This is a genomic window from Alteromonas sp. HB246098 (assembly GCF_054890645.1).
This window is the reverse complement of the sequence record NZ_JBTZUG010000002.1, coordinates 111,699-132,792: the sequence shown is the minus strand read 5'-3', so window position 1 is coordinate 132,792 and position 21,094 is coordinate 111,699. Positions and strand designations below refer to the sequence as shown.

The window sequence follows — 21,094 nt, the reverse complement described above, 5'->3', positions numbered from 1 at the left end:
TTGTTAGTGTCATTACCTTGATGACACTACCTGCGCGCGCTCCCGCTGCGCCGCAAGACAAGGCATCCTCTGCCGTACACCAGCTTTCTGAGCTTAAAGCGCGAATTCAAGAGAACGACCCGAATGTTCAAAATACGTTTACAGAATTACATGCTTTTTTTGCAGCTCAGCCTGATGCTTTTGAACATGCCCGCTTTTTAAATATAAAATCATACTTTTATGTTTTAAAACAAGATTATACGTCGGCCTACGAAGCATTACTTGAAGCCCGAAAGTACGCAAATTCATCAGAAAATCTCCGGGCTCTTGCGGAGTCTTATCGGCTAGAGGGCTTAATTCTAGATTTTTCAGGCGAGCATGCCAATGCACTAGAAGCCATGCACCAAGCGCTAGATTTTTACAACGAAGTAGGAAGCGACCGCGTTCTTTTGGTGTATAGCGCCATGGGCAACGTTTACATGTCGCTAAAAAATTATGAACTGATGCTGACATTTGCGCATCAGTATTTGGCCGCAGCACAACGTTTTAATAATAAAGAGGGAGAAGGAACCGCGTACTTTTTCCAAGGATATGCACAGCGTGCGCTAGGCGAATATCAAAATGCGAAAGTAAGCCTATTATTAGCCGAAAATTTGCTTCGCGAAGCTAACTACCCTTTCATTGGCATTGTACACAGCGCCATGGTAGAGCTTCACATTGCACAAGGGAATTTGAGCGAAGCATTAAAGAAACTGAATCAAGCGTCAGAAGCCGACCGTCAGGTTGGGTTTCGCTATAACGAAGGCTCTCACCTTCTTCACCTTGTAGACATCTATAAGCAACAGGGTGATATAGAGCTTGCTATCAGCGAACTTGAAGCAGGGCTTGAAAAAGACGTCATTAAAAATGACAAAGTATTGGTTACTGACCTTTTAAACCAACTTATCGAGCTTCACGAAAAAAACGGAAACTTAGAAGCCGCACTTAGCTATTCAAAGCAACATCAACAAGCATTCAAGAAAAGCTTTAATGAGCAACAGTCAAGGCTAATGGCGCTACACCGCGTGCGATTAGCCGTGTCTGAAAAAGAAGAAACAATAAAGCTTCTAGAAAAAGACAATCAGCTCAAAGAACAGCGAAACCTGATCCAACAGAAAAAGAACACTCAGCAACTATATTTTATTGGCTTTGTGATCCTTTCATTAGGTTTAGTAGTCGGGCTGTGGCTTAGAACCCGACTACAGCGAAAAGCCCTTAATACGCTGACGCAGGACTTACGTAAAGCGACTAAAGCTAAGTCAGATTTTCTAGCCCGTATGAGCCATGAAATTCGCACACCGCTAAACGCGATTATTGGCCTTACCAAGCTTTCTCAACGCGCCGCAGAAGACAAAGACCAGCAAACAAACTTAATACAAATTGAGGGCGCATCGCAAACGCTGCTTAGTATTATTAACGACATTCTCGATTTCTCTAAAATTGAGGCTGGCAAGCTAGATATAGAATCGACGCAATTCAATTTAGATGCCCTAGTAAACCAAACTATTAGGTTGCATCTAACCCGCGCGCAAGAAAAGCACATAGAGCTTATTCAGCATATTTCACGAGACGTACCGCTAAACCTAATTGGCGACCCGTTGCGCATACAGCAGGTGCTAAACAACCTATTAAGTAACGCGCTTAAATTCACCGAAGATGGACTTATTTCCGTTAGCGTTAGGTGCACACAAACCACAGACGGTATTCAACTTGAGTTTGAAGTGAAAGATTCAGGCGTTGGCTTAAGTAGCGCCCATCAAGCTCAGCTTTTCCAACCTTTTAATCAAGGTGACGAATCCATTTCAAGACGCTACGGTGGCACAGGTTTAGGCCTAGCAATTTGTAAACAGCTCACGGCTTTAATGGGCGGCGAAATCTGGGTAGAAAGCCAGCTAGGAAAAGGCTCTATTTTCCACTTTACCGTAAAAGTTCAGCAGGACACCTCTCAACAAATTATTTCGCCGTCTAAGCAGCTTTCTGCGTTAAAAGTGCTTATAGCCGACGATATTGAAGCATCGCGAGACGCAATTTCTGAAGCCCTTTCAATGGCCAATATTCAAGCTGATATCGCTTCTGGCGGAAAAGACGCAATTGTAAAGATGCGCGCAGCTTTAGCCGCCTCATCTCCCTACGATGTACTCATTTTAGATTGGAATATGCCAGATATAGATGGCCTGGAAGTAGCGGCGATAATGAGCCAAGAGTTTTCAATTAAGCAGCCAAAAGTGATCATGCTTTATGCGTTTGAGTCGCCACGTATGAGAGAACAAGCGAACCAACTTGGCATACGTAACTTTATAAAGAAACCATTCAGCACAAGTGAGCTGGTAGATGAGCTGCAAGAGCTATGTCTTAACGTAAAAACTAAAGCCTTACCTAAAGACAAACCTACAGTGCCTAATTTAAAAGGTACACGTATTCTTTTTGCTGAAGACAACGCACTAAACCAAAAAGTAACTATTGGCCTTTTAGCTGAAACCAAAGCCTCAATTGAAATTGCAAATAATGGTTTAGAAGCAATAAGCATACTGCGTAAAGACAGCGCATTCGACGTAGTATTGATGGATATCCAAATGCCAGTAATGGATGGTTTAACGGCTGCCAAACACATTAGAGAAGAGCTGAAGTTAACTTTACCTATCATCGCCACAACCGCTCATGCGATGCAGCAAGACATCGATAAAAGCCTAGCGGCTGGAATGGATGGTCATATTAATAAACCTGTCGACCCTAATCGCTTTTTTGATGTTCTTGTTGAGGTATTGGATAAAAGGCAGTCTTCGGCCACCTCAGCAGTAAATAACCACAAGCTTGTATCGACTGGTTCACTTACGTTAATAGATAAATCAAAAGCCCTAGAAACCTTGCTTGGTGATGAAACGCTTTACAACGACTTGCTTAACGACTTTGTGGCTTTAGAAGGTGAGCTTAGTGCACTCAAACAAGCTATTGATAGCCATGACTACCCTTCCATCGCAAAGATAGCGCATATCTTCACAACCGCGCTTCGATATATCGGCGCATTTCCACTTGCAGAATTAGCAAGCACGATAGAGCTAACCATAAAGCGCAACGAGCATAAAACAACTGACAGATTCGACGACCAGTTAAAAGCTCTTCACGCAGCTTTATTGGAATTAAGTGAAAAAGTTAAGGGGATGATGGGGTAAATAATCAACCGGAATGGGCGTATTTCTTCCATTGCCTTTTGACTGTTTAACTTATACCCGCGCTTATAGGCCATGAGACAGTGGTACAGAATCCGCTAAATATCCTTTTTTGCACTTCAATTTAATGAGTGTCTTGTTCTTCGATGGCTTTCGACAAGGCCCGCCTCTTATTTGTAGGTGTACTTAAGAATATTTGCATGTTCAACAGTTAGATAATTCATGTATTATTACTTGGCGTTTTAAAAAGTTAAACGCTTTCAACCCTCTCGAAACAATAGCGCCCAGTAACGAGAGACTTTTAATCGGGCAAGGAAAAAAAAATGAATAATATAAAAGCTATATTTCTACTTGGTATTTCACTTTTTGCTACTGGATGTGCAAACAAGGTCCATACCTATGCAACTTCAACTGAAAATACCATCGCGTTAAGAGCTTTGGCGAAGCAAGACGTTCAAACTAATATTGGTGAATTCACTGATTCAGGCAAGAACGAGTCGAAGGTAATGTGCCGTCTGTCTTCTCCAGTGGGTACCCCTGAAGGCCGAACTTTTGCAACTTATATCAGAGATGCCATTTTAGCTGAGATGGTTGTTGCTGATCTTTATGAAGATGAGTCTTCTACAGTTTTAACTGCAAACCTAAACGATATTTACGGTAGCACAGTTATCGGTAATGCTTATTGGGAGTTTGATTTATCCTTAGCATCTAGTAACGGTAAAAACTTAGACATAACATCTCGCTACGACTACGAGTCAAGTTACCTAGCTACGTCTGCATGTTCTGAAATGCAGCGCTCTTTTGTACCTGCTGTACAAAAATTAAATACTGAGATTTTCTCTCATCCAGACTTTCCGGCCTTACTTAAATAAGATTTGACCGTGATGGATGCTTTTCCAATGAAAAGCATCCTTTATTTAACAACACTTCAATAAAAATATGGTGCCAAATACTTATACTTTCACTGCTTCTTTACTTCATTGAGAAAGTTGTCCGTTTAAGCAGCAAACCTATGTTTATTATTGATCAGACTCTTGCGACGCATACTCATTTTTCATAAGCCATGCATATGCTGTAGTAAACGCGGTCTCTTGGAACTGTTTTAGACCGGTTTCAGAGAACGGAACTGCTAGCGGGTTTCTGCGAAGCGACTCTTTAATATCCGTAGGGCTAAATACAATAACTTCTAACCCATCAATTAACTCAATTGCTGCCTCTAACTTAAAGCCAATTGCACTTCCCGCAAATTTACCTTTGCTTTGACGCTGGCGAATGATCACTGCATCAATTTTATAATCTTCGACAAGCTTCGCGAAGGTGCTTTGAAAGCTTTTTAGCCCCTTGGCGCTAGTATCGGCTAGGGTTAAGCGGCGCGTACGGCAGTCGGGCAAATGAAACAAACCGTCAGCTAGCGACACCAAACTAATAATTGCTTCGTTACCTTTTAAATCTATACCACAGACTTTCATATTTATTCCTAATTACGTTTGCCTGCTATTATAACCCGTTTCGAGACTCTTATTCACTTGCGAGCGCTTTTCTTTACTTACCATCCATCATGCGTTACCGCACCAGCGGGCCCTGCAAGACTAACTTAGCACTGACCTGATAGTATCTTTAGACAAAGGCTTCACAAAATGCTCGTCGAACCCGGCTGCTTTAGAGTCTTCCACGTATTTGTCTGACCCCCACCCGCTTTGAGAGTAAAACTTAACGTTATCAGCTTCAGGTAAAACTTTAAGCATTTTAACTAGCTCATAGCCGTCTATATCTGGCATGCCGATATCAAGGAATACACAGTTTGGCTTAAAGGCTTTAAATTCCTCTACCGCTTCTGTAGGAGAGGTAATTCCCAAAGCAGTAACTCCCATCGACTCAGCTAGCAAACAATAAGCATCGATAAGATCCGCGTTGTCATCCACGAACATCACTTTACTTTTGTTTTGAATAACCGATTCGACTTCTGTACTGTCTGATTGCTCGTAAGCGGTTTTTGAAATAGGTAGCCTTACTTCAAAGGTGCTTCCTTGGTCAACGCCGTCACTTTTCACGGATACTTCACCGTGATGTAAAGCCACCAGTTTACTTACCAAGGTTAGCCCGATACCAAGCCCGCCTTTGGTATGCGTAGAATGAGCTTCAATTTGAGTGAACATGTTAAACACGTCTTTTAATCTGTCTTCAGGAATGCCCATACCGTTGTCTTTAACAGAAACGACAATCATCACGCCTTCTTTTCTGATATCTACAACAATCTTCCCAGACTCTTTTGTATACTTGGTCGCGTTATGAATAATGTTTGAGAATATCTGGCTTAAGCGCGCTTTATCTCCATAAACGGTTACATCTTCGTCAAGAAAATTTACGGATATATCGTGTTTCTTCGCTTTTACCTGCTGTTCGACAATTTCAAGAGAATCAGAAAGCACGTCTTGAATACTTAACCGCTCAAATTCAAGCTTAACCTTGCCCCGGGTTATACGAGATACGTCCATTAAATCGTTAATCAGTTTAGACATGTATTCGGCTTGACGATTAATAATAGCCGTTACTCTTTTGCGGGTTTTTTCATCATCAACCGATTCTAAAATGCTCGCGCCTGACATAATTGGGCCCAGCGGGTTTCGCAGCTCATGGGCCAATGTAGCAAGGAATTCGTTTCTGTAATTATCCTGCTTTTCAAGCTCTTGGATACTAATATGCATACGCTCTTGCACGTCAAGTGCGTATACCAAAAACATCCTGTTTAACCGGTTGGCAGTGTCAACGTCTGTTTTATCGAAAGATATTGAACGCCCTTTAATGGTTCGAGTATGGATAGTAAACGCTGAACGAGGTTTAAGGCGTTCCGCTTTCGGCGCATCTTCTGATTTTTCATCTTCTGCGCCAATCCACTTTTGAACGCGATGGGTTTCTTTTCTAAACCAAGCGGTAAAGTACTGCTTTTTTTCAAACAGCGGGATGATCATAATACCCGCTATCCCATATTCTCGCGCTTCAGGGTAATCATCATAAAGTGAATCGTTAGTGTAAGGAAAACCACCTTCTTCACTCGCTTTTGAAAAGATGTCTTTTATAAGCTCTATCGGTAAAGTCGCACCGAGCGTAATGGTTTCGTACTGTGAATAGTAAACAAACCCGGAACTATTAAGCGCGTCTAAAAAAGCGCGTTCTCCGCTTTTCACAACGCGACTGATAGGGTTTGCCGGACCGATTCTGTCCAACATGGCATCTACTGCTTTATCAGTAATGTGCTTTTTGCGTTTCGCGATTTCTTCTTCTTTTGCCAACAAATGCCAGCTAAACAGCTGGCTTAAATTTTCGCACTGCAACCTTACATTTTGCGGTATATAACAGGGTTCGCGATGATGGCAGGAAATCAGCCCGTATAACTCTCCATCCGTCACTAAAGATATGGAGAACGAAGCGCGTAACCCTTGGTTTCTAATGTATTGAAGATGAATAGGCGAAAAGGTACGTAACAGCGAACGAGTAAGGTCCAAACGCTCTCTTCCCGTCTCCTCGGCAGAAGGTACTAACCTAGCTGGGGGCAGGTCTGTGTCAGGAGTGAGCCTAACCCAATTTGTTTTGTAAAGCTCCCTAGCTTGTTTCGGAATATCCGTCGCTGGAAAGTACAAGTCTTGGTAAGACTCCATATCTTCAGCTTTAGCTTCCGCAATAACTTTACCAGAGTAGTCATTATTGAACTTGTAAAGCACCACTCTATCCATGTTAGTGAGATATTTTATAGTCGAAACCATCTCTTGCGCCATCTCAGCTAACGATGTCATTTCTTTGAAGCGCGGCGCAATAGACATGGAATAAAGCTTTATAAACTGCTCTGCGCTGTAAGCGTCTCTGAACTCTGTAGCAGGCTCTAGCTCTACCACATAATGATGACCTGAGTCGTAAACAACCGCTAAATAATCTTTGGCTTCGCCTTCCTTTAAAAGTGCTTTATTTAGAATCAACTTAATAGGCAGGCGTATTTTGCTTTTTGATACTCTATCGAAGGTTTCTTCAAGAAAAGCGCGCTCGTTAGTATCAGAGGAAAGAATATCCAAGAAGTTTTTTCCAACGATCCCCTCTGCAAATATCGTTTCGCAGTTTTCACTGACAATTGAGATATTCAGGTCGTCGTAGCTAAACGCAATAAGAAAACCGTAACTTTGTACACTTTCGGGAATGTGTATCGGCTCGTCTTCACAACGTTCAAAGTTAAAGTTTTGAGGAGATTGATTCATAGAGTTCCTAAAGTTTGTATCCGTCCGTCATACACGCGCATGAATCGAAAACTATCACATCGACAAGCCAAATTATAATACGCTTACGTTTTACTGGCTTAATTTAATTAAACGCCCGCCTTCCTTATCTTCAAGCACGTAGATGTTGCCCATGCTGTCTTGTTCGACTTCACGCACTCGCTTACCCCACTCGTAACGCTCAGCTTCTTCAACTTTCCACTTACCTTTATCATCTTTATTGAAGGCAACACGAACCAGCGCTTTTGAAGACAAACCACCGATGAAACCATTACCTTTCCAGTCGCTAAACTTATCGCCTTTGTAAATAATAAGACCAGCAGGGCTAATAGCAGGCACCCACGCTAATTCAGGTGACTTAAAAATAGGGATATCTTCGTGATTAGGTATTTTTACACCTGAATAGTGATCGCCTTGCGACACAGTAGGATAACCGTAGTTGCGAGCTTTTTCGATAAGGTTAAGTTCATCGCCATGGCGCGGCCCCATTTCGTGAACCCATAAATTACCTTCCTCATCAAAGTCGATACCTAAAGGGTTGCGGTGACCTAATGTCCAAATTTGTTCGGTTACGCTGCCCTTACCATAAAACGGATTATCTTCTGGCACACTTCCATCTTCGTTCAAGCGCACAACCTTGCCCAAATTCATTGCCATGTTTTGAGCTGGCGTAAATTTCTGGCGTTCGCCAGAGGTAATAAACAAATAGCCTTCAGGGGAAAACGCCATGCGATGTGAATAATGACCGTCACCCGTCACTTTGGGTGACTGACGCCAAATTATCGTTCTACCAGATAGCTTCGCGCCACTATCGCTAACACTAAGCGTAGCGCGCTCTATTACCGCACCGCTAAACGCATCGTCTTTTTCATCCCGTTCAATATACGAAATATAAATGGTGCTATTCGAGGCAAAGTCAGGGTGAATAATAACGTCCCCCAAACCGCCTTGTCCACTTGCAGTAACATTTGGCACATTGCTTACCTCAAAACGCTTCTGCTGGTTTTTATCGAGCAACCACAGAGTCCCAGCCTTTTCCGTTACCAGGCTGTGCCCATCTGGCAAAAACGTCATGGCCCACGGGCTGTCAAAGGTAGCTTGAACACTACCTTTAACGGTCGAGCCATTGCTGCCTTTCATATCAATTTGCTTAAATGAGTGTGACTGGGCAAACGTAAAAAAAGAGGTAGCAAAAAGCATAACCAATAGTGCGGCGTTTCGGCTCATGCTGTTTTTGGGTGTATTTGTTATTTGCATCTGCGTTCTAACCTTGTTGACGGTTTGCGTACTGCTACTTACACATTGACGCGTTAATTAAGCGTCAACGGGCGGCGCAAAGGGTTTCAGTTAGCATTGATTACGTAGATTTAATTAAAGAGGTTTATATTATTGCTTTCGTTTTATCATTCGCATTTCTAAGTCATAAGATTTCCCTTAATTTTCTTTAATAGACCCATGCTTTACATAAGCCCCGCCTATGTTATTTTCGATTTAGTTTTAGCAACGAAGATAAGGAGGTGATCATATGTCTAGAGTTAAGGTATTTGAACAGGCAGCTATGAGTGAGGGTCGTTCTAGCTAACCCCTTTTACGCAATTGCTCTATAAGGCTGCCTAGTCAGCCCAACTCGGAAAGCCGCATCACGTTGCTGATTGCGGCTTTTTTCTTTCTAACTGGCTATTATTTGACTAATTTTTGACAAGCAAGAGCGACTATGACAGCGTAGGATAAACAAATTATAAAAAGCTCGCGCCTGATAGCGGGAAAGGGAATTTCAAATGTATCAAAAGCTTGCCCGTGTTTTTATCGGTGCCTTACTTACTTTTAGCCTTAACTTTCACGTAAACGCAAAAGTACGTGGCGAGGCCGTGGTTACAACAATAAAATCAGAGGTTTTGAATGAGTCGCGAGAACTGCTTATTCACTTACCTAATAACTATTCACGCTACAAAGACACCACTTACCCTGTTTTATATTTGCTAGATGGTCAGCGCAATTTTGCCCACACCGTAGGCACGCTTGACCTGTTAAATCAGTCTGGAATGGCGCAGGAAATGATTGTTATCGGCATTACCAACACCGAACGCACGCGAGACTTCACGCCTACCTATGATGAAAGCTACAACCAGTGGGGAATATCTGGTGGTGCCAATAACTTTTTAGACTTTCTAGAAAAAGAGCTAAAGCCCTACGTAAAGGCAAACTATCGCACCAATAACTACGCGATTGTTTCTGGGCATTCATTAAGCGCCCTTTTTACCTTATACGCACTGCAAGAGCGACCTGAACTGTTTCAAGCTTACTTCGCATTTAGCCCAAGTTTGTGGTGGCACGAAGAAGTAATATTTCCAGAGGCAAAAGCGTTCTTTGCATCAGATAGCGACCTTAACAAATACCTTTATATCAACATGGGTAACGAAGACGGGAACATGCTAAGCGCATACGAACGTTACGTTGAACTACTAAATAGCAGCGAACGAAAAGGGTTTAACTTTGATACCGAGCTAGACACATCTGAAAGCCACAATACGACTGCACTTGCAGGTATGAGCTTGGCGCTTCAAAAGCAGCTAAATTCGTTACGCCCAACAGGTGCAATAATACAAGAAGGCATTCCTGCGGTAGAGCAATACTATAAAGGCCTTTCTGCAAAATACGCTTTTGAAGCAAAGCCAGAATATAAAGCCGTAAACCACGCGGGTTATGCGGCGTTAAACAAACAAGACTTTGACTCTGCCATTGCAATTTTTAAGAAAAATACAGCTCGCTTCCCTAACAAGTCTGATGCCTACGATAGCCTAGCAGACGGTTATGAAGCTAACGGCGATTTAGCCATGGCACTTGAAATGCGAGAGAAAGCGCTAGCAATGAGCTATGAAGAAAATGTTGAGAATGGTGCTTATAAAACACGGCTGGCTAACTTGCGAAAGAAGATTGCGGAAGGTACGGGCGACTAGCTATCAAGTGCCTGAACTAGAAAATTGTTAGCATTGACCGAATAATAGTAGGAACGTACTCTGGTATGTTCACTCGTAATGGAATACACATAATGACATCAATCAAGCTCTTGTCCTCTTTAACACTTTCGTTTTGTTTAGCTTCGTTATTGGGCTGTACAGAGCCTGAAACCTTGCCCGCCTCCCCTTCTGCTGCCGCAGAATCAAAAGAAGCCAACCTTTTAAAATCTGGGCTTACTGAACGCATTCGAATTGAAGGGCAAGAGGTTGATTACCAATCTTTAGAACAAAGACAAGCGCATTATGATGTACCTGGTGTGTCTGTTGCGTTTATGAGAAATGGGCAAATAGCTTGGACCATGCAAAGCGGCGTTAAAGATTTAGCCACTGAATTGGCTATTGATGAAAACACAGTGTTCCAAGCTGGAAGTATTTCTAAACCCGCATTTGCAGCAGTATTGATGAAATATCGCGAAGATAACCCGCTAGATTTAGATGCAGATGTTAATACCTTACTCACCAGCTGGCAGTTGCCTGAACATGAATGGACAGGGCAAGACGTTGTTTCTTTACGCAGATTATTAAGCCACACGGCTGGCACTACAGTACATGGCTTTCCTGGTTACGCGGCGGGCGAACCCGTGCCTACTTTGCAGCAGGTGCTAGAAGGTGTATTTCCCGCCAATACCGATGCCGTTGTTGTTGATATTCAACCTGGCACACAAATGCGTTATTCCGGTGGCGGCACTACGCTTGCTCAGCTTACCTTGCAAGACGTAGCTAGCGAGCCCTTGCCAACTATGTCACAACGGCTTTTGTTTAAACCTTTAGGCATGACCCGTTCTGGCTTCGCACAGCCCATATCGACCAACTTATCAAATAATATGGCTACGCCTTATGACGGCGACGGTGCGCCAATTAAGGGTGGCGCCCATACCTACGCCACATTAGCAGCTGCAGGCATGTGGAGCACGCCATCAGACATGTTGAAATTGGCAAGCGGCGTGCGCAGCGCATATTTAGGGCAAAAAACAGACTGGATATTACAAGCCACCGCGCAAGAAATGTTAACCAACAATACGCCAACCAATGAAGCACCTAATGTTGGCATCGGCTTTTTTATCAACATGAGTGACGATGGAGAAATTCTGGGCTTTGGCCACGGCGGCGCTGATGCTGGCTTTATGTCGCAGCTATATATTGAGCTAGAAACGGGCAATGGCTACGCCATTATGACGAACGGCAATAACGGTAGGCAGTTAATAACTGAACTAGAAATACGCTTAAAAGAAACGTTAAACGTAGGTTACTCGGAAGCTGAGGTTAGGAAGTTAGTACCCATAAGCCAAAAGGAATTAAGTAAATATATTGGAACCTATGTAGTGACCAACCCTGTGAATGTTGATCTGATATTAGAAAAAACAGGCAATGGCTTTGTGCTTAACGCATTACCTTATGTAGAGAATGAAGAATATTTTCATGAGGGTGACGAGCGATTCTTTGCTAAGAATGGCAGTAGTGTTCGTTTTGAGATGGATGAAGAAAATGGGCTGGTCGAAGTGCTTGTGATGGATGGTAATATTCGGGGTGTTAGGAAAGAGTAATTGATTGGGCGAGGACCGAAACTTGGCTCAAGATCTTTTTTGTGTCAGTTGGCACCGTTAATATATTCGAAGCCAGACGGCTGCTATGTACGATAAGCACATATCTAACATTTTTCCCTATAAAATACATTACATAATCTGTAGGTTAATAGGAATTGAGTGTTAATATGAAGTCTAAGGAATACACTGTAATCCGTCAAAAGTGACTTCAGAACGGAATAAATAAAACTAAAATATCAAGGGAATTCTTAAGGAATATGGAGCAAGTAAAATGGTTGGTAAATACAATTTTTGTTAAACCAATTACATGGCTTTTATCACTACAGGAAGAGGAAAAACCAGAAAATGACCCTGCTCAAAAACTGCTAAATAGTATGCGAGTAACAGCAAAATGCAGGTTCAACGCTTCGGTCAGGCTTGCAAGAACCAGTAAGTACTCTTTTCTAACAACAACTGTCCTGTCGTTGGGACTGATTTTCATGCCCCTTTATCAGAATTCAGGTCTTCAAGTTCCATACAGCGATGAAGTCCTGAGTATGTTGCAAATTTTTTTGGCTGTCGCAGTTTTAGTTTACTCTGTAGTTATCGGCACTTCTAAATATGACTTACGTGCAGAAGCTCTGGATCGTTGCGGCGTTGGGATTAAAGAACTCATTCGCAAGTTAAGAAATGAAATATCAGAGTCAAAGGCGAATGGTGTCAGTATTGATATGGAGAAATATCATTCGAAATATCATGAGATATCGTCAGAGCCAGAGAATCATGTTCGAGTTGATTATTTATTCGCAGTTTTAGAATCTTCTGTTGATTTTAATATTACAGGCTTTAAGAGGTTGTATTTAAACGTCAAAGCTTACTTTATGTATTCTGTACCTTACCTCATTCCAACATCGATGATGCTTTTTGAAGTTCTATTTATTCTCGACATCTTAGGAGTAACCAGTTGCTTTACAGAGATTTTTGGCGCTGGTAAGACAAGCACATCATAGGTTGGCGGATAAAAACCACTATAGTCGTACATAAGTACGATTGGGACAGATACAATCACAATTAGCCACGCTCACAGAGGGTAGAATGTTAAAAGATAGCGGAAGAGAAAAAATTTCCGATAAAAAAATCGACTCTACAGCAAGTAATATAAAATTCATTAACAAATTCTTTGAGCGGTTAGTCGCGTTAAAAGTGAAATTCAAGAATGTTGACTTTCGCTACTGTATTTTTGATGCTGCTTACTTAAGAAATTGTAGTTTTGAGGAATGTGATTTTACTGGATGTAAATTCATAAACTGTAATCTTACAGGCTGTAGCTTCAATGGGTGTAAATTTGACTATGCATCCTTTGATAAATCGTATATAGATAACGATATTCTTGATTTCAACTGCCCTGGGCCAGAGAACCTTAAGCTTAAATTTGCCCGGTCATTGCGAATGAATTATCAGCAAATTGGCGATGCAAAGTCAGCCAATAAGGCCATTAGTATTGAGCTGCAAGCATCGGAGGCTCATTATCACAAGGCTTGGAAGTCTAAAGAGTCGTATTATCGGAAAAAGTATAAAGGTATTGATAGATTAAAAGTATTCGGCGAATGGCTTGAGTTTAAACTACTAGATTTAGTTTGGGGAAATGGCGAATCTAGTTGGAAACTGTTTCGCGCCGTCTTACTTGTTTTGCTAATTATTACAGGAATTCATGTTATTGTTTTTGATAATCCAGGCTTGGTTGAGTCATATATTGATGCCTTGATAATGTCGCCACAAGTATTTCTAGGAGTCGTAAAGCCGACAGCATACCCAGGATTCTATGTGACTATCATCTTTCTGATTAGGCTAATTATGTTCGGTTTCTTTATGTCTATTATCATTAAGCGTTTTAATAGGCGGTAAAAATGCATATATATGCTTTCGGGTCTGTTTGTCGCGGCGAAGTCGATATTACGTCTGATATAGACATGCTTGCTATTGTTAATGGTTACGACACTAGGTTTAGTCCAAGTGACTATTCTATTTACTCATACGAACGAATACTCGAGCTTTGGAAACAAGGAAACCCTTTTGCTTGGCATCTTTATCTAGAATCTAGGTTGGTCTATTCACAAGATGATATTGATCATCTTAGAAGAATTGGTCAGCCGAGTGTTTATAAAACGGGAATGGCCGACTGTGCAAAGTTTCATGAAATATTTCTGTCTGCCAAGAAATCGATTGAAACTTCTAATCTAACAGAGATATTTGACTTATCATCTGTATTCTTGGCTATCAGAAATTTTGCAACATGTTACTCATTGCACAGTGAGATAAATCCCGATTTCTCTCGTAACTCAGCTCGCAACTTGGGTGCTAAAAGTATTCCGCTCGACGAGCCGATATATACATCACTCGAAAGAGCGAGAGTACTTTGCACAAGGGGGTTAGGTGAAATTCTGGGCCGAACTGAAATAGATAAAGCAAAAAGTGCTTTGAGCGAAATAGACTCTTGGATGATGGATATACTTGAAAATATGAAGAGTGGTATGTATGAGCGAGTTTAATAATAGAATTAGTACACAGAGAGATGCGCTTAAAATCGTTAATGGATCCGGACTATTCTCTGAGTCTTTAATGAGTTTGACTGAGAAAGCTATTGACCGATGGTCTCAGAGTAATCAACTTGATACTCAAGATCCAATAATTACATTGCTCAAGTCAATCTCTGGAGCTCTGTTTTTCCTAGCGAATAAGAGTCAAGAGCAAGTAACTGAAGACTACAATATATTATCTGATAAGGTAAACAAGCAATTATGTGATTTAAAGCTAGAAGTGTCCAACAAGGTTTCTCAGCAGACGAGCCGCTGAGTGACAAGTTAACCGACCGATTCTTGTTGACTTGCGTCAGTGAATTCTTTTTCAAAGACAGAAAATTACTTAAAGCGGCCTTCCAACTTTTTTTACTTAAAAAGCAGAAAACGGATTTTTATAAAGAATGCGACAAAAATAGGTCTGAAATTTTAATAATAGTTAATTCCACATAATAAATCTTTCGATTAAGCCACCACATCAAAAGGACGTAAAAATGGTTTTGGATACCGTACTTATAGAATACCAACTCGAAAAATGGTGGGAAGAAAGCGAGTCAGTAATAAACGAATTCGTTCATGAATGCATGGGAGGTAGTAATTTTTCAGAGTTTATTGAATCGATTGAATTAGATAAAAATAATGTAGAATTCGAAGATAAGGGAGACTCATTTAGACTCCGATTGATATACGTCTCGGAATTTTCTGGCTTTCCAGACGTACTTTTAGATCGTGCAGTTGATGAAGCAGGGGGGGTGACAGTTTCCATTAAGGGAAATTTTGATAACTTGGTAATTGAGCTATTCGAGGATTAATGACGCCATAGTCCTAGCCTTTGCAATCACACTTTTAGTCTTAATGCATGGCGTCATAGCGGAAGTTCTGACTGCAGATTTTGTTTCAGCATCTTCGAATCAAATGCATACGTGTAACTCTTATCATGAAAGCACAGAATATTATTTTTCATGGGGAACGATTTGTTACTATGGAGTCGCATTAAGAAGCTGTTATAGGGCTGATTGAGAAATCAGGCCTTGGTGAATAATTAAAAGGATGAGTTATGGATAACCTTAAAGTACATCTCGAAAACTGTTACGGTATTTCTTTTTTAGATGAAAATTTTGATTTATCGAGTGCGGGAGGAAAAGCTAAAGCTTACTCAATTTATGCCCCCAATGGACTAATGAAAACATCGTTTTCTAGAACTTTTGATGCTCTATCAAGAGGTGACCACCCAAAAGAAGAACGTTTTAATCGCCAACCTACTTGTATTGTTGAGGTTGATAATACCTGTATACAAAAGGAACAAATATACGTTCTTAAGTCTGAAATAGAAATTAGCACCGATAACGATGCTGTAACAAATATTCTTATTAATCAGGAAAGTAAAGCTAGATATGACTCAGTAGTCTCAGACATAGATAAATTAAAATCGAAGCTCAAAGCATCACTCCAGAAAAAATCAAAACTAAAAAAAGATAATATCGAAGATATACTAAAAAAAGACTTTCAAACAGATGATTTTGCAACAGCAGTAGAGTTAGCAAAAGGAGTTGTCATTGGGGATGACCTAGGAAGCTTCATTTATAATGAAATATTCGACCCTAAAGCTATTGAAATATTAGAAAGCCCCGAGTTTTTAGCAAAGTCAAATGAGTTTATTCAACGGTATCAAGAACTCTTTGATCAAGCTGGTACAATTTATAGTCGCGGAGTCTTTAACCCTGCAAAAGCTGATACTTCATTTAAAACATTGAATAAACAAGGTTACTTTGCCGGTGGGCATAAAGTTCATCTACAAGGTGATGACTCTTCAATAGACTATGAAGAACTTGAAGAAAAGATGAGGGTTGTAAATGAATCAATCGACAGAGATTCTGAACTTAAAAAGTTAAGAAGTAACTTAGCTAAAAATGCACAAACGCAGGCATTAATTACATTATTAGAAAATATTTCTGCAACGGAAATTGATTTGCTTTTACATAATACAAAGCCAGAGAAACAAACAGAGTTCAAGAGAAACTTGTGGGCTTTTTATGTTCAAAATAGTCCAGATACCGACGTATTTTTAGAGGCTTTCTCTGTCAACCAAGCTGAATTACATCAAATCGAATTGGACGCTGCTACGGAAGCTCCAAATTGGTCCAAAGCTATCGATCTTTTTAATAGTCGTTTTGTCGATATGCCATTCACTTTGTCACTATTCAACCAGGTTGAAGCTGCTTTAGGAAGAGATAAAGCAAAATTAAAATTCACGTTCAAAGATGGCAATGATCAAATAGACTGTACGAGAAGCGAAATAAAGTCTTTAAGCCAAGGGGAGAAACGCGCACTCTACCTTTTAAATTTTATATTTGAAGTCGAGGATAGAAAAAGAAAGTCAGCGGAGACTCTTTTTATTATTGACGATGTTGCAGATTCTTTCGACTACAAAAATAAGCATGCTATTGTCCAATACCTTAAGGATATCTCTGAAATAGAACACTTTTCACAATTAATTCTGACACATAATTTTGATTTCTATAGATCTTTGTCAAATAACTTTGTACATCGTGAAAGATGTTTAATGGCTAACAGAACTGAGAATGGTTTAGAGCTCTCTCAAGCAGAAGGTATCAAAAACTACTTTATTGGAAAGTGGAAGAAAAACATAACTAATAGTGAGTTCATCCTTTGCGCAACAGTACCTTTTACAAGAAACCTAATAGAGTATATTAAAGGTGAAACCAATCAAGATTACTTGAAGCTTACTAGTCTATTACACTGGAAAGAAGATACAGCACAAATTACTATCGGTGAGTATTATGAGATCTATAATCGATTGTTTGATACAAATTATCCGACTAACAATACAAACTCTTTTAAAGAATTACTATTTAATAAAGCAAATGAGATTAAAGATCGGGCTAACCATGATGGGCTTAATTTAGAAGATAAAGTGGTTTTATCAATAGCTATTAGAATGAGATCTGAAATTTTTCTTATCGAAGAAGTGCGAAAAATAAAGTCTGATGATACTTATTGGTGTCAATCAATGAATCAGTTTGGTGCTCTAATGAAGTTATACACAAAAGAATTACCTAATAGTCAAGCTATCAGGATTCTTGAGAAGGTTAGCATTACTGTTAGCTCTAATATTCACCTTAACTCCTTTATGTATGAACCGATATTAGATTTGACTATCGAGCATTTAATTTCGCTATATTCAGAAATTTTAGAGTTAGAGTCTGCAGTACCAGATCCTCAAGAAAGCGAATTAGCCTTATAACCAGACCTTTTAATTCGCTACCTAAGGCAACACGATGTGTGCAAGTTCGTGCGGTTTGTGTAGGGCTTTAACTTCCGCTCCCTGTCTATGGCAGATAAACGCGTTAGTAACCTCCAATGTCCACTTTTGCCGTTTATTTACAAATATTCAAAGGGCAGCTTTTAGCACAAAGTGGGCATAAGCACTTAAATCTGCAACAAAAAAAGGCGAACCAACAGGTTCGCCTTTCAAATCAATAAAGCTCTAGCAGCTAAGCTGCTAAGCCCCCCTACTCCTCAACATAGCTCTCGATGCTAGGGCATGAACAGATAAGGTTACGGTCGCCGTATACGTCATCAATACGGTTAACCGTTGGCCAGAATTTGTTTCTGTGTACTTCTGGTGCTGGGTACGCCGCTAGCATGCGGTCGTAGCTGCGGTTCCAGTCGCTGTCACAGATGTCAGCTAGCGTGTGCGGTGCATTGTGTAGCGGATTGTCAGTGGCATCCCACTCGCCGCTTTCTACTTTCGCAATTTCTTGGCGAATGCTAACCATGGCGTTAATGAAACGGTCTAGTTCGTACTTGGCTTCCGACTCGGTTGGCTCAATCATAAGCGTACCTGCTACTGGGAAGCTCATGGTTGGCGCGTGGAAACCGTAGTCGTTTAGGCGCTTCGCAATGTCTAACTCGGTTACACCGCTTGCTTCTTTAAGCGGGCGAAGGTCAATAATACACTCGTGCGCTACGCGGCCATTGTTGCCTTTGTAAAGCACTGGGAAGTGCCCTTCTAGCTTCTTAGCCACGTAGTTAGCGTTAAGAATAGCGACTTCAGTTGCTTTACGTAGGCCAGCGCTACCCATCATTTTGATGTACATGTAGCTAATAGGCAGAATAGATGCACTGCCCCATGGCGCTGCCGATACCGCACCACAGTCTTTGCCCGCCGTTTCTACGTTAACAACCGTGTGGTTTGGTAGGAATGGCGCAAGGTGCGATTTAACACCAATTGGTCCCATACCTGGGCCGCCACCACCGTGTGGAATACAGAAGGTTTTGTGTAGATTAAGGTGCGACACGTCTGAACCAATGAAGCCAGGTGACGTAATGCCCACCTGCGCATTCATGTTCGCGCCGTCCATGTAAACCTGACCGCCGTATTGGTGAACAATGTCACAAATCTCGCGTACGGTTTCTTCATATACACCGTGGGTAGACGGGTATGTAATCATGGCGCACGATAGGTTATCGCCCACTTCTTCCGCTTTCTTGCGAAGGTCGTTAAGATCTACGTTACCTTTGCTATCACACGCTACTACTACCACTTTAAGGCTAACCATTTGCGCAGACGCAGGGTTAGTACCGTGGGCAGAGCTTGGAATTAGACACACGTTTCTGTGACCTTCGCCACGGCTTTCGTGGTAACGCTGAATAGCCAATAGGCCCGCGTATTCACCTTGCGCACCTGAGTTAGGCTGCATTGAAAGCGCATCATAACCTGTTACGTTAATTAGCCACTCACTAAGCTCGGCAATCATTTCTTGGTAGCCTACTGCTTGGTCTAGTGGCGCAAACGGGTGAAGTTGACCGAATTCAGCCCATGTTACTGGGATCATTTCAGCCGTTGCGTTTAGCTTCATGGTGCACGAACCCAATGAAATCATTGAGTGGTTAAGCGCCAAGTCTTTGTTTTCAAGGCTCTTGATGTAACGAAGCATCTCTGTTTCAGAGTGATACTTGTTAAACACCTCGTGCGTTAGGAAGTCGCTAGTACGTACTAAACCTTCAGGAATAGATTTTACGTCTTGCGTGGTTACTTCTGCATCTAAACCTTCAACAGTTAGGCCGTGCTCTTCACCAAGCAATACGTCGAATAGCGCAACAATGTCTTCACGTGTGGTAGTTTCGTCTAGCGACACACCTACCGCACCTTCAAGGTCAGCACGTAGGTTCATGCCTTTTGCGTAGGCTTTTGCTAGTACGTCTTCTTTGTTGCTCACCATTACGGTTAACGTGTCGAAGTACGTGCTGTGCTTTAGAGCTACACCTTTCTGGTTCAAACCAGTAGCAAGAATGTCGGCGAAGCGGTGAATGCGCTCAGCAATAGTTTTAAGGCCTTGTGGGCCATGGTACACCGCGTAGAAGCTTGCCATGTTGGCTAGCAGCACCTGCGCTGTACAAATGTTCGAGTTCGCTTTTTCGCGGCGAATGTGTTGTTCACGGGTTTGTAGCGCCATGCGAAGTGCTGGGCGTCCACGGGTGTCTTTACTTACACCAATAATACGGCCAGGTAGTGAACGTTTGTAGCTATCGCGTGTAGCAAAGAATGCCGCATGCGGGCCACCGTAGCCCATAGGTACACCAAAGCGCTGTGCACTACCAAGTGCCACGTCTGCACCTAGCTCGCCAGGCGACTTAAGCATTACTAAGCTCATTAGGTCAGCGGCTACTGCCACAATGCCTTTTTTCGCTTGTACCGCAGCAATGATGTCGCTGATATCTTTTACTTCGCCTGTAGAAGTTGGATATTGAAGTAGCGCACCGAATACGTCGTGTTCTGCCGCTTCTTCTGCCGCACCTTTGATGATTTCAAAGCCAAACATTTCAGCGCGGGTTTCAACCACGTCAACGGTTTGCGGGTGAACGTCGTTAGCAATAAAGAACGCATTCGCTTTTTTGTTCTTAGACACACGCTTAGCAAGGCCCATGGCTTCTGCTGCCGCTGTACCTTCATCTAGTAACGATGCTGACGCTAGCTCTAAGCCAGTTAGGTCAATGGTTACTTGTTGGAAGTTAAGAATAGCTTCCAAACGACCTTGGGCGATTTCTGGCTGGTAAGGCGTGTACGCTGTGTACCAACCTGGGTTTTCTAGCACATTGCGAAGAATAACGTTTGGTACGTGCGTATCGTAGTAACCCATACCAATGAAAGAACGGTTAATTTTGTTCTTTTGTGCAACGGCTTTAAGTTCACTTAATGCTTCAACTTCTGTCGCCCCTTCACCACATTTTAGTGGCTCTGGTAGCGCAATACCTGCCGGTACAGTTTGCTCAATTAAATCGTCTAGTGAGCTTGCACCAATAGCAGACAGCATTTCTTCAATTTCGCCTTTACCCGGGCCAATGTGACGGCGGATAAATGTATCTTTTTGCTCTAGTTGAGCCAATGTAGGGGAAGTATTCGACATAACGTTGTTAAGCACTCGTAATGGTTGCCGCAAGGGCGCGTTAAATCTTTAAGTTAAAAAGGGGCTGAATTATCTTCATGCCCCTTTTCAAATTATGGTT

General features: G+C 41.7%; 14 protein-coding genes. 10 read left to right on the top strand and 4 right to left on the bottom strand.

The annotated features are described in order from the left end of the window. Positions 1-20: 20 nt before the first annotated feature. Entirely contained in the window at positions 21-3,188 is a 3,168-nt protein-coding gene (locus tag ACYTPF_RS06470) for a tetratricopeptide repeat-containing hybrid sensor histidine kinase/response regulator (protein WP_461851606.1), read from the top strand. A gap of 320 nt (positions 3,189-3,508) precedes the next feature. Further along, positions 3,509-4,057 (top strand): hypothetical protein, encoded by a 549-nt coding sequence (locus ACYTPF_RS06465; RefSeq protein ID WP_151281357.1) that lies wholly within the window; start codon positions 3,509-3,511, stop codon positions 4,055-4,057. Between the two features lie 147 nt (positions 4,058-4,204). Here the strand turns inward: ACYTPF_RS06465 and ACYTPF_RS06460 are convergent, their stop codons facing one another. From ACYTPF_RS06460 to ACYTPF_RS06450, 3 genes are all read right to left on the bottom strand, one after another. Beyond that, complete coding sequence (locus ACYTPF_RS06460; RefSeq protein ID WP_020746386.1) at positions 4,205-4,654, bottom strand: DUF3010 family protein; 450 nt, start codon at positions 4,652-4,654, stop codon at positions 4,205-4,207. A 120-nt stretch (positions 4,655-4,774) separates the two neighbouring features. Then, on the bottom strand, positions 4,775-7,429 hold the full coding sequence (locus tag ACYTPF_RS06455; protein WP_461851605.1) for an ATP-binding protein: 2,655 nt from the start codon (positions 7,427-7,429) through the stop codon (positions 4,775-4,777). Positions 7,430-7,519: 90 nt separating this feature from the next. Beyond that, positions 7,520-8,704 carry a PQQ-dependent sugar dehydrogenase gene (locus tag ACYTPF_RS06450; protein WP_461851604.1) on the bottom strand — a complete coding sequence of 395 codons (1,185 nt, stop codon included), beginning with the start codon at positions 8,702-8,704 and terminating at the stop codon, positions 7,520-7,522. A gap of 521 nt (positions 8,705-9,225) precedes the next feature. Here ACYTPF_RS06450 and ACYTPF_RS06445 point away from each other — a divergent pair. The 8 genes from ACYTPF_RS06445 (at position 9,226) to ACYTPF_RS06410 (ending at position 17,828) form a co-directional block, all read left to right on the top strand. Next, on the top strand, positions 9,226-10,404 hold the full coding sequence (locus tag ACYTPF_RS06445; protein WP_461851603.1) for an alpha/beta hydrolase-fold protein: 1,179 nt from the start codon (positions 9,226-9,228) through the stop codon (positions 10,402-10,404). Positions 10,405-10,496: 92 nt separating this feature from the next. Next, positions 10,497-12,008, top strand: coding sequence for a serine hydrolase domain-containing protein (locus ACYTPF_RS06440; protein WP_461851602.1), 1,512 nt, complete (start codon positions 10,497-10,499; stop codon positions 12,006-12,008). A 257-nt stretch (positions 12,009-12,265) separates the two neighbouring features. After that, entirely contained in the window at positions 12,266-12,997 is a 732-nt protein-coding gene (locus ACYTPF_RS06435) for an SLATT domain-containing protein (protein ID WP_461851601.1), read from the top strand. Between the two features lie 85 nt (positions 12,998-13,082). Then, complete coding sequence (locus tag ACYTPF_RS06430) at positions 13,083-13,892, top strand: pentapeptide repeat-containing protein (protein WP_461851600.1); 810 nt, start codon at positions 13,083-13,085, stop codon at positions 13,890-13,892. A 2-nt stretch (positions 13,893-13,894) separates the two neighbouring features. Further along, on the top strand, positions 13,895-14,536 hold the full coding sequence (locus ACYTPF_RS06425) for a nucleotidyltransferase domain-containing protein (protein WP_461851599.1): 642 nt from the start codon (positions 13,895-13,897) through the stop codon (positions 14,534-14,536). Further along, positions 14,523-14,840: a hypothetical protein gene (locus ACYTPF_RS06420; RefSeq protein WP_461851598.1), complete on the top strand. Its 318-nt coding sequence runs from the start codon at positions 14,523-14,525 to the stop codon at positions 14,838-14,840. Before ACYTPF_RS06425 ends, ACYTPF_RS06420 begins: the two co-directional genes overlap by 14 nt. Before the next feature lie 217 nt (positions 14,841-15,057). After that, positions 15,058-15,375: a hypothetical protein gene (locus ACYTPF_RS06415; RefSeq protein ID WP_461851597.1), complete on the top strand. Its 318-nt coding sequence runs from the start codon at positions 15,058-15,060 to the stop codon at positions 15,373-15,375. A 245-nt stretch (positions 15,376-15,620) separates the two neighbouring features. Further along, the gene (locus tag ACYTPF_RS06410) at positions 15,621-17,828 is read left to right on the top strand and encodes a hypothetical protein (RefSeq protein ID WP_461851596.1); all 2,208 of its coding nucleotides are present in this window, start codon (positions 15,621-15,623) and stop codon (positions 17,826-17,828) included. A 268-nt stretch (positions 17,829-18,096) separates the two neighbouring features. On the opposite strand, the gene gcvP is transcribed toward ACYTPF_RS06410, so the two are convergent. Next, positions 18,097-20,994: an aminomethyl-transferring glycine dehydrogenase gene (gcvP, locus tag ACYTPF_RS06405; RefSeq protein ID WP_461851595.1), complete on the bottom strand. Its 2,898-nt coding sequence runs from the start codon at positions 20,992-20,994 to the stop codon at positions 18,097-18,099. Positions 20,995-21,094 lie beyond the last annotated feature (100 nt).

What these genes read in the sequence shown, in the direction of transcription:
- ACYTPF_RS06470 (WP_461851606.1), top strand. Translation starts at nt 21, where the DNA reads ATGACACTACCTGCGCGCGCTCCCGCTGCGCCGCAAGACAAGGCATCC.
- ACYTPF_RS06465 (WP_151281357.1), top strand. Translation starts at nt 3,509, where the DNA reads ATGAATAATATAAAAGCTATATTTCTACTTGGTATTTCACTTTTTGCT.
- ACYTPF_RS06460 (WP_020746386.1), bottom strand. Translation starts at nt 4,654, where the DNA reads ATGAAAGTCTGTGGTATAGATTTAAAAGGTAACGAAGCAATTATTAGT.
- ACYTPF_RS06455 (WP_461851605.1), bottom strand. Translation starts at nt 7,429, where the DNA reads ATGAATCAATCTCCTCAAAACTTTAACTTTGAACGTTGTGAAGACGAG.
- ACYTPF_RS06450 (WP_461851604.1), bottom strand. Translation starts at nt 8,704, where the DNA reads ATGCAAATAACAAATACACCCAAAAACAGCATGAGCCGAAACGCCGCA.
- ACYTPF_RS06445 (WP_461851603.1), top strand. Translation starts at nt 9,226, where the DNA reads ATGTATCAAAAGCTTGCCCGTGTTTTTATCGGTGCCTTACTTACTTTT.
- ACYTPF_RS06440 (WP_461851602.1), top strand. Translation starts at nt 10,497, where the DNA reads ATGACATCAATCAAGCTCTTGTCCTCTTTAACACTTTCGTTTTGTTTA.
- ACYTPF_RS06435 (WP_461851601.1), top strand. Translation starts at nt 12,266, where the DNA reads ATGGAGCAAGTAAAATGGTTGGTAAATACAATTTTTGTTAAACCAATT.
- ACYTPF_RS06430 (WP_461851600.1), top strand. Translation starts at nt 13,083, where the DNA reads ATGTTAAAAGATAGCGGAAGAGAAAAAATTTCCGATAAAAAAATCGAC.
- ACYTPF_RS06425 (WP_461851599.1), top strand. Translation starts at nt 13,895, where the DNA reads ATGCATATATATGCTTTCGGGTCTGTTTGTCGCGGCGAAGTCGATATT.
- ACYTPF_RS06420 (WP_461851598.1), top strand. Translation starts at nt 14,523, where the DNA reads ATGAGCGAGTTTAATAATAGAATTAGTACACAGAGAGATGCGCTTAAA.
- ACYTPF_RS06415 (WP_461851597.1), top strand. Translation starts at nt 15,058, where the DNA reads ATGGTTTTGGATACCGTACTTATAGAATACCAACTCGAAAAATGGTGG.
- ACYTPF_RS06410 (WP_461851596.1), top strand. Translation starts at nt 15,621, where the DNA reads ATGGATAACCTTAAAGTACATCTCGAAAACTGTTACGGTATTTCTTTT.
- gcvP (WP_461851595.1), bottom strand. Translation starts at nt 20,994, where the DNA reads ATGTCGAATACTTCCCCTACATTGGCTCAACTAGAGCAAAAAGATACA.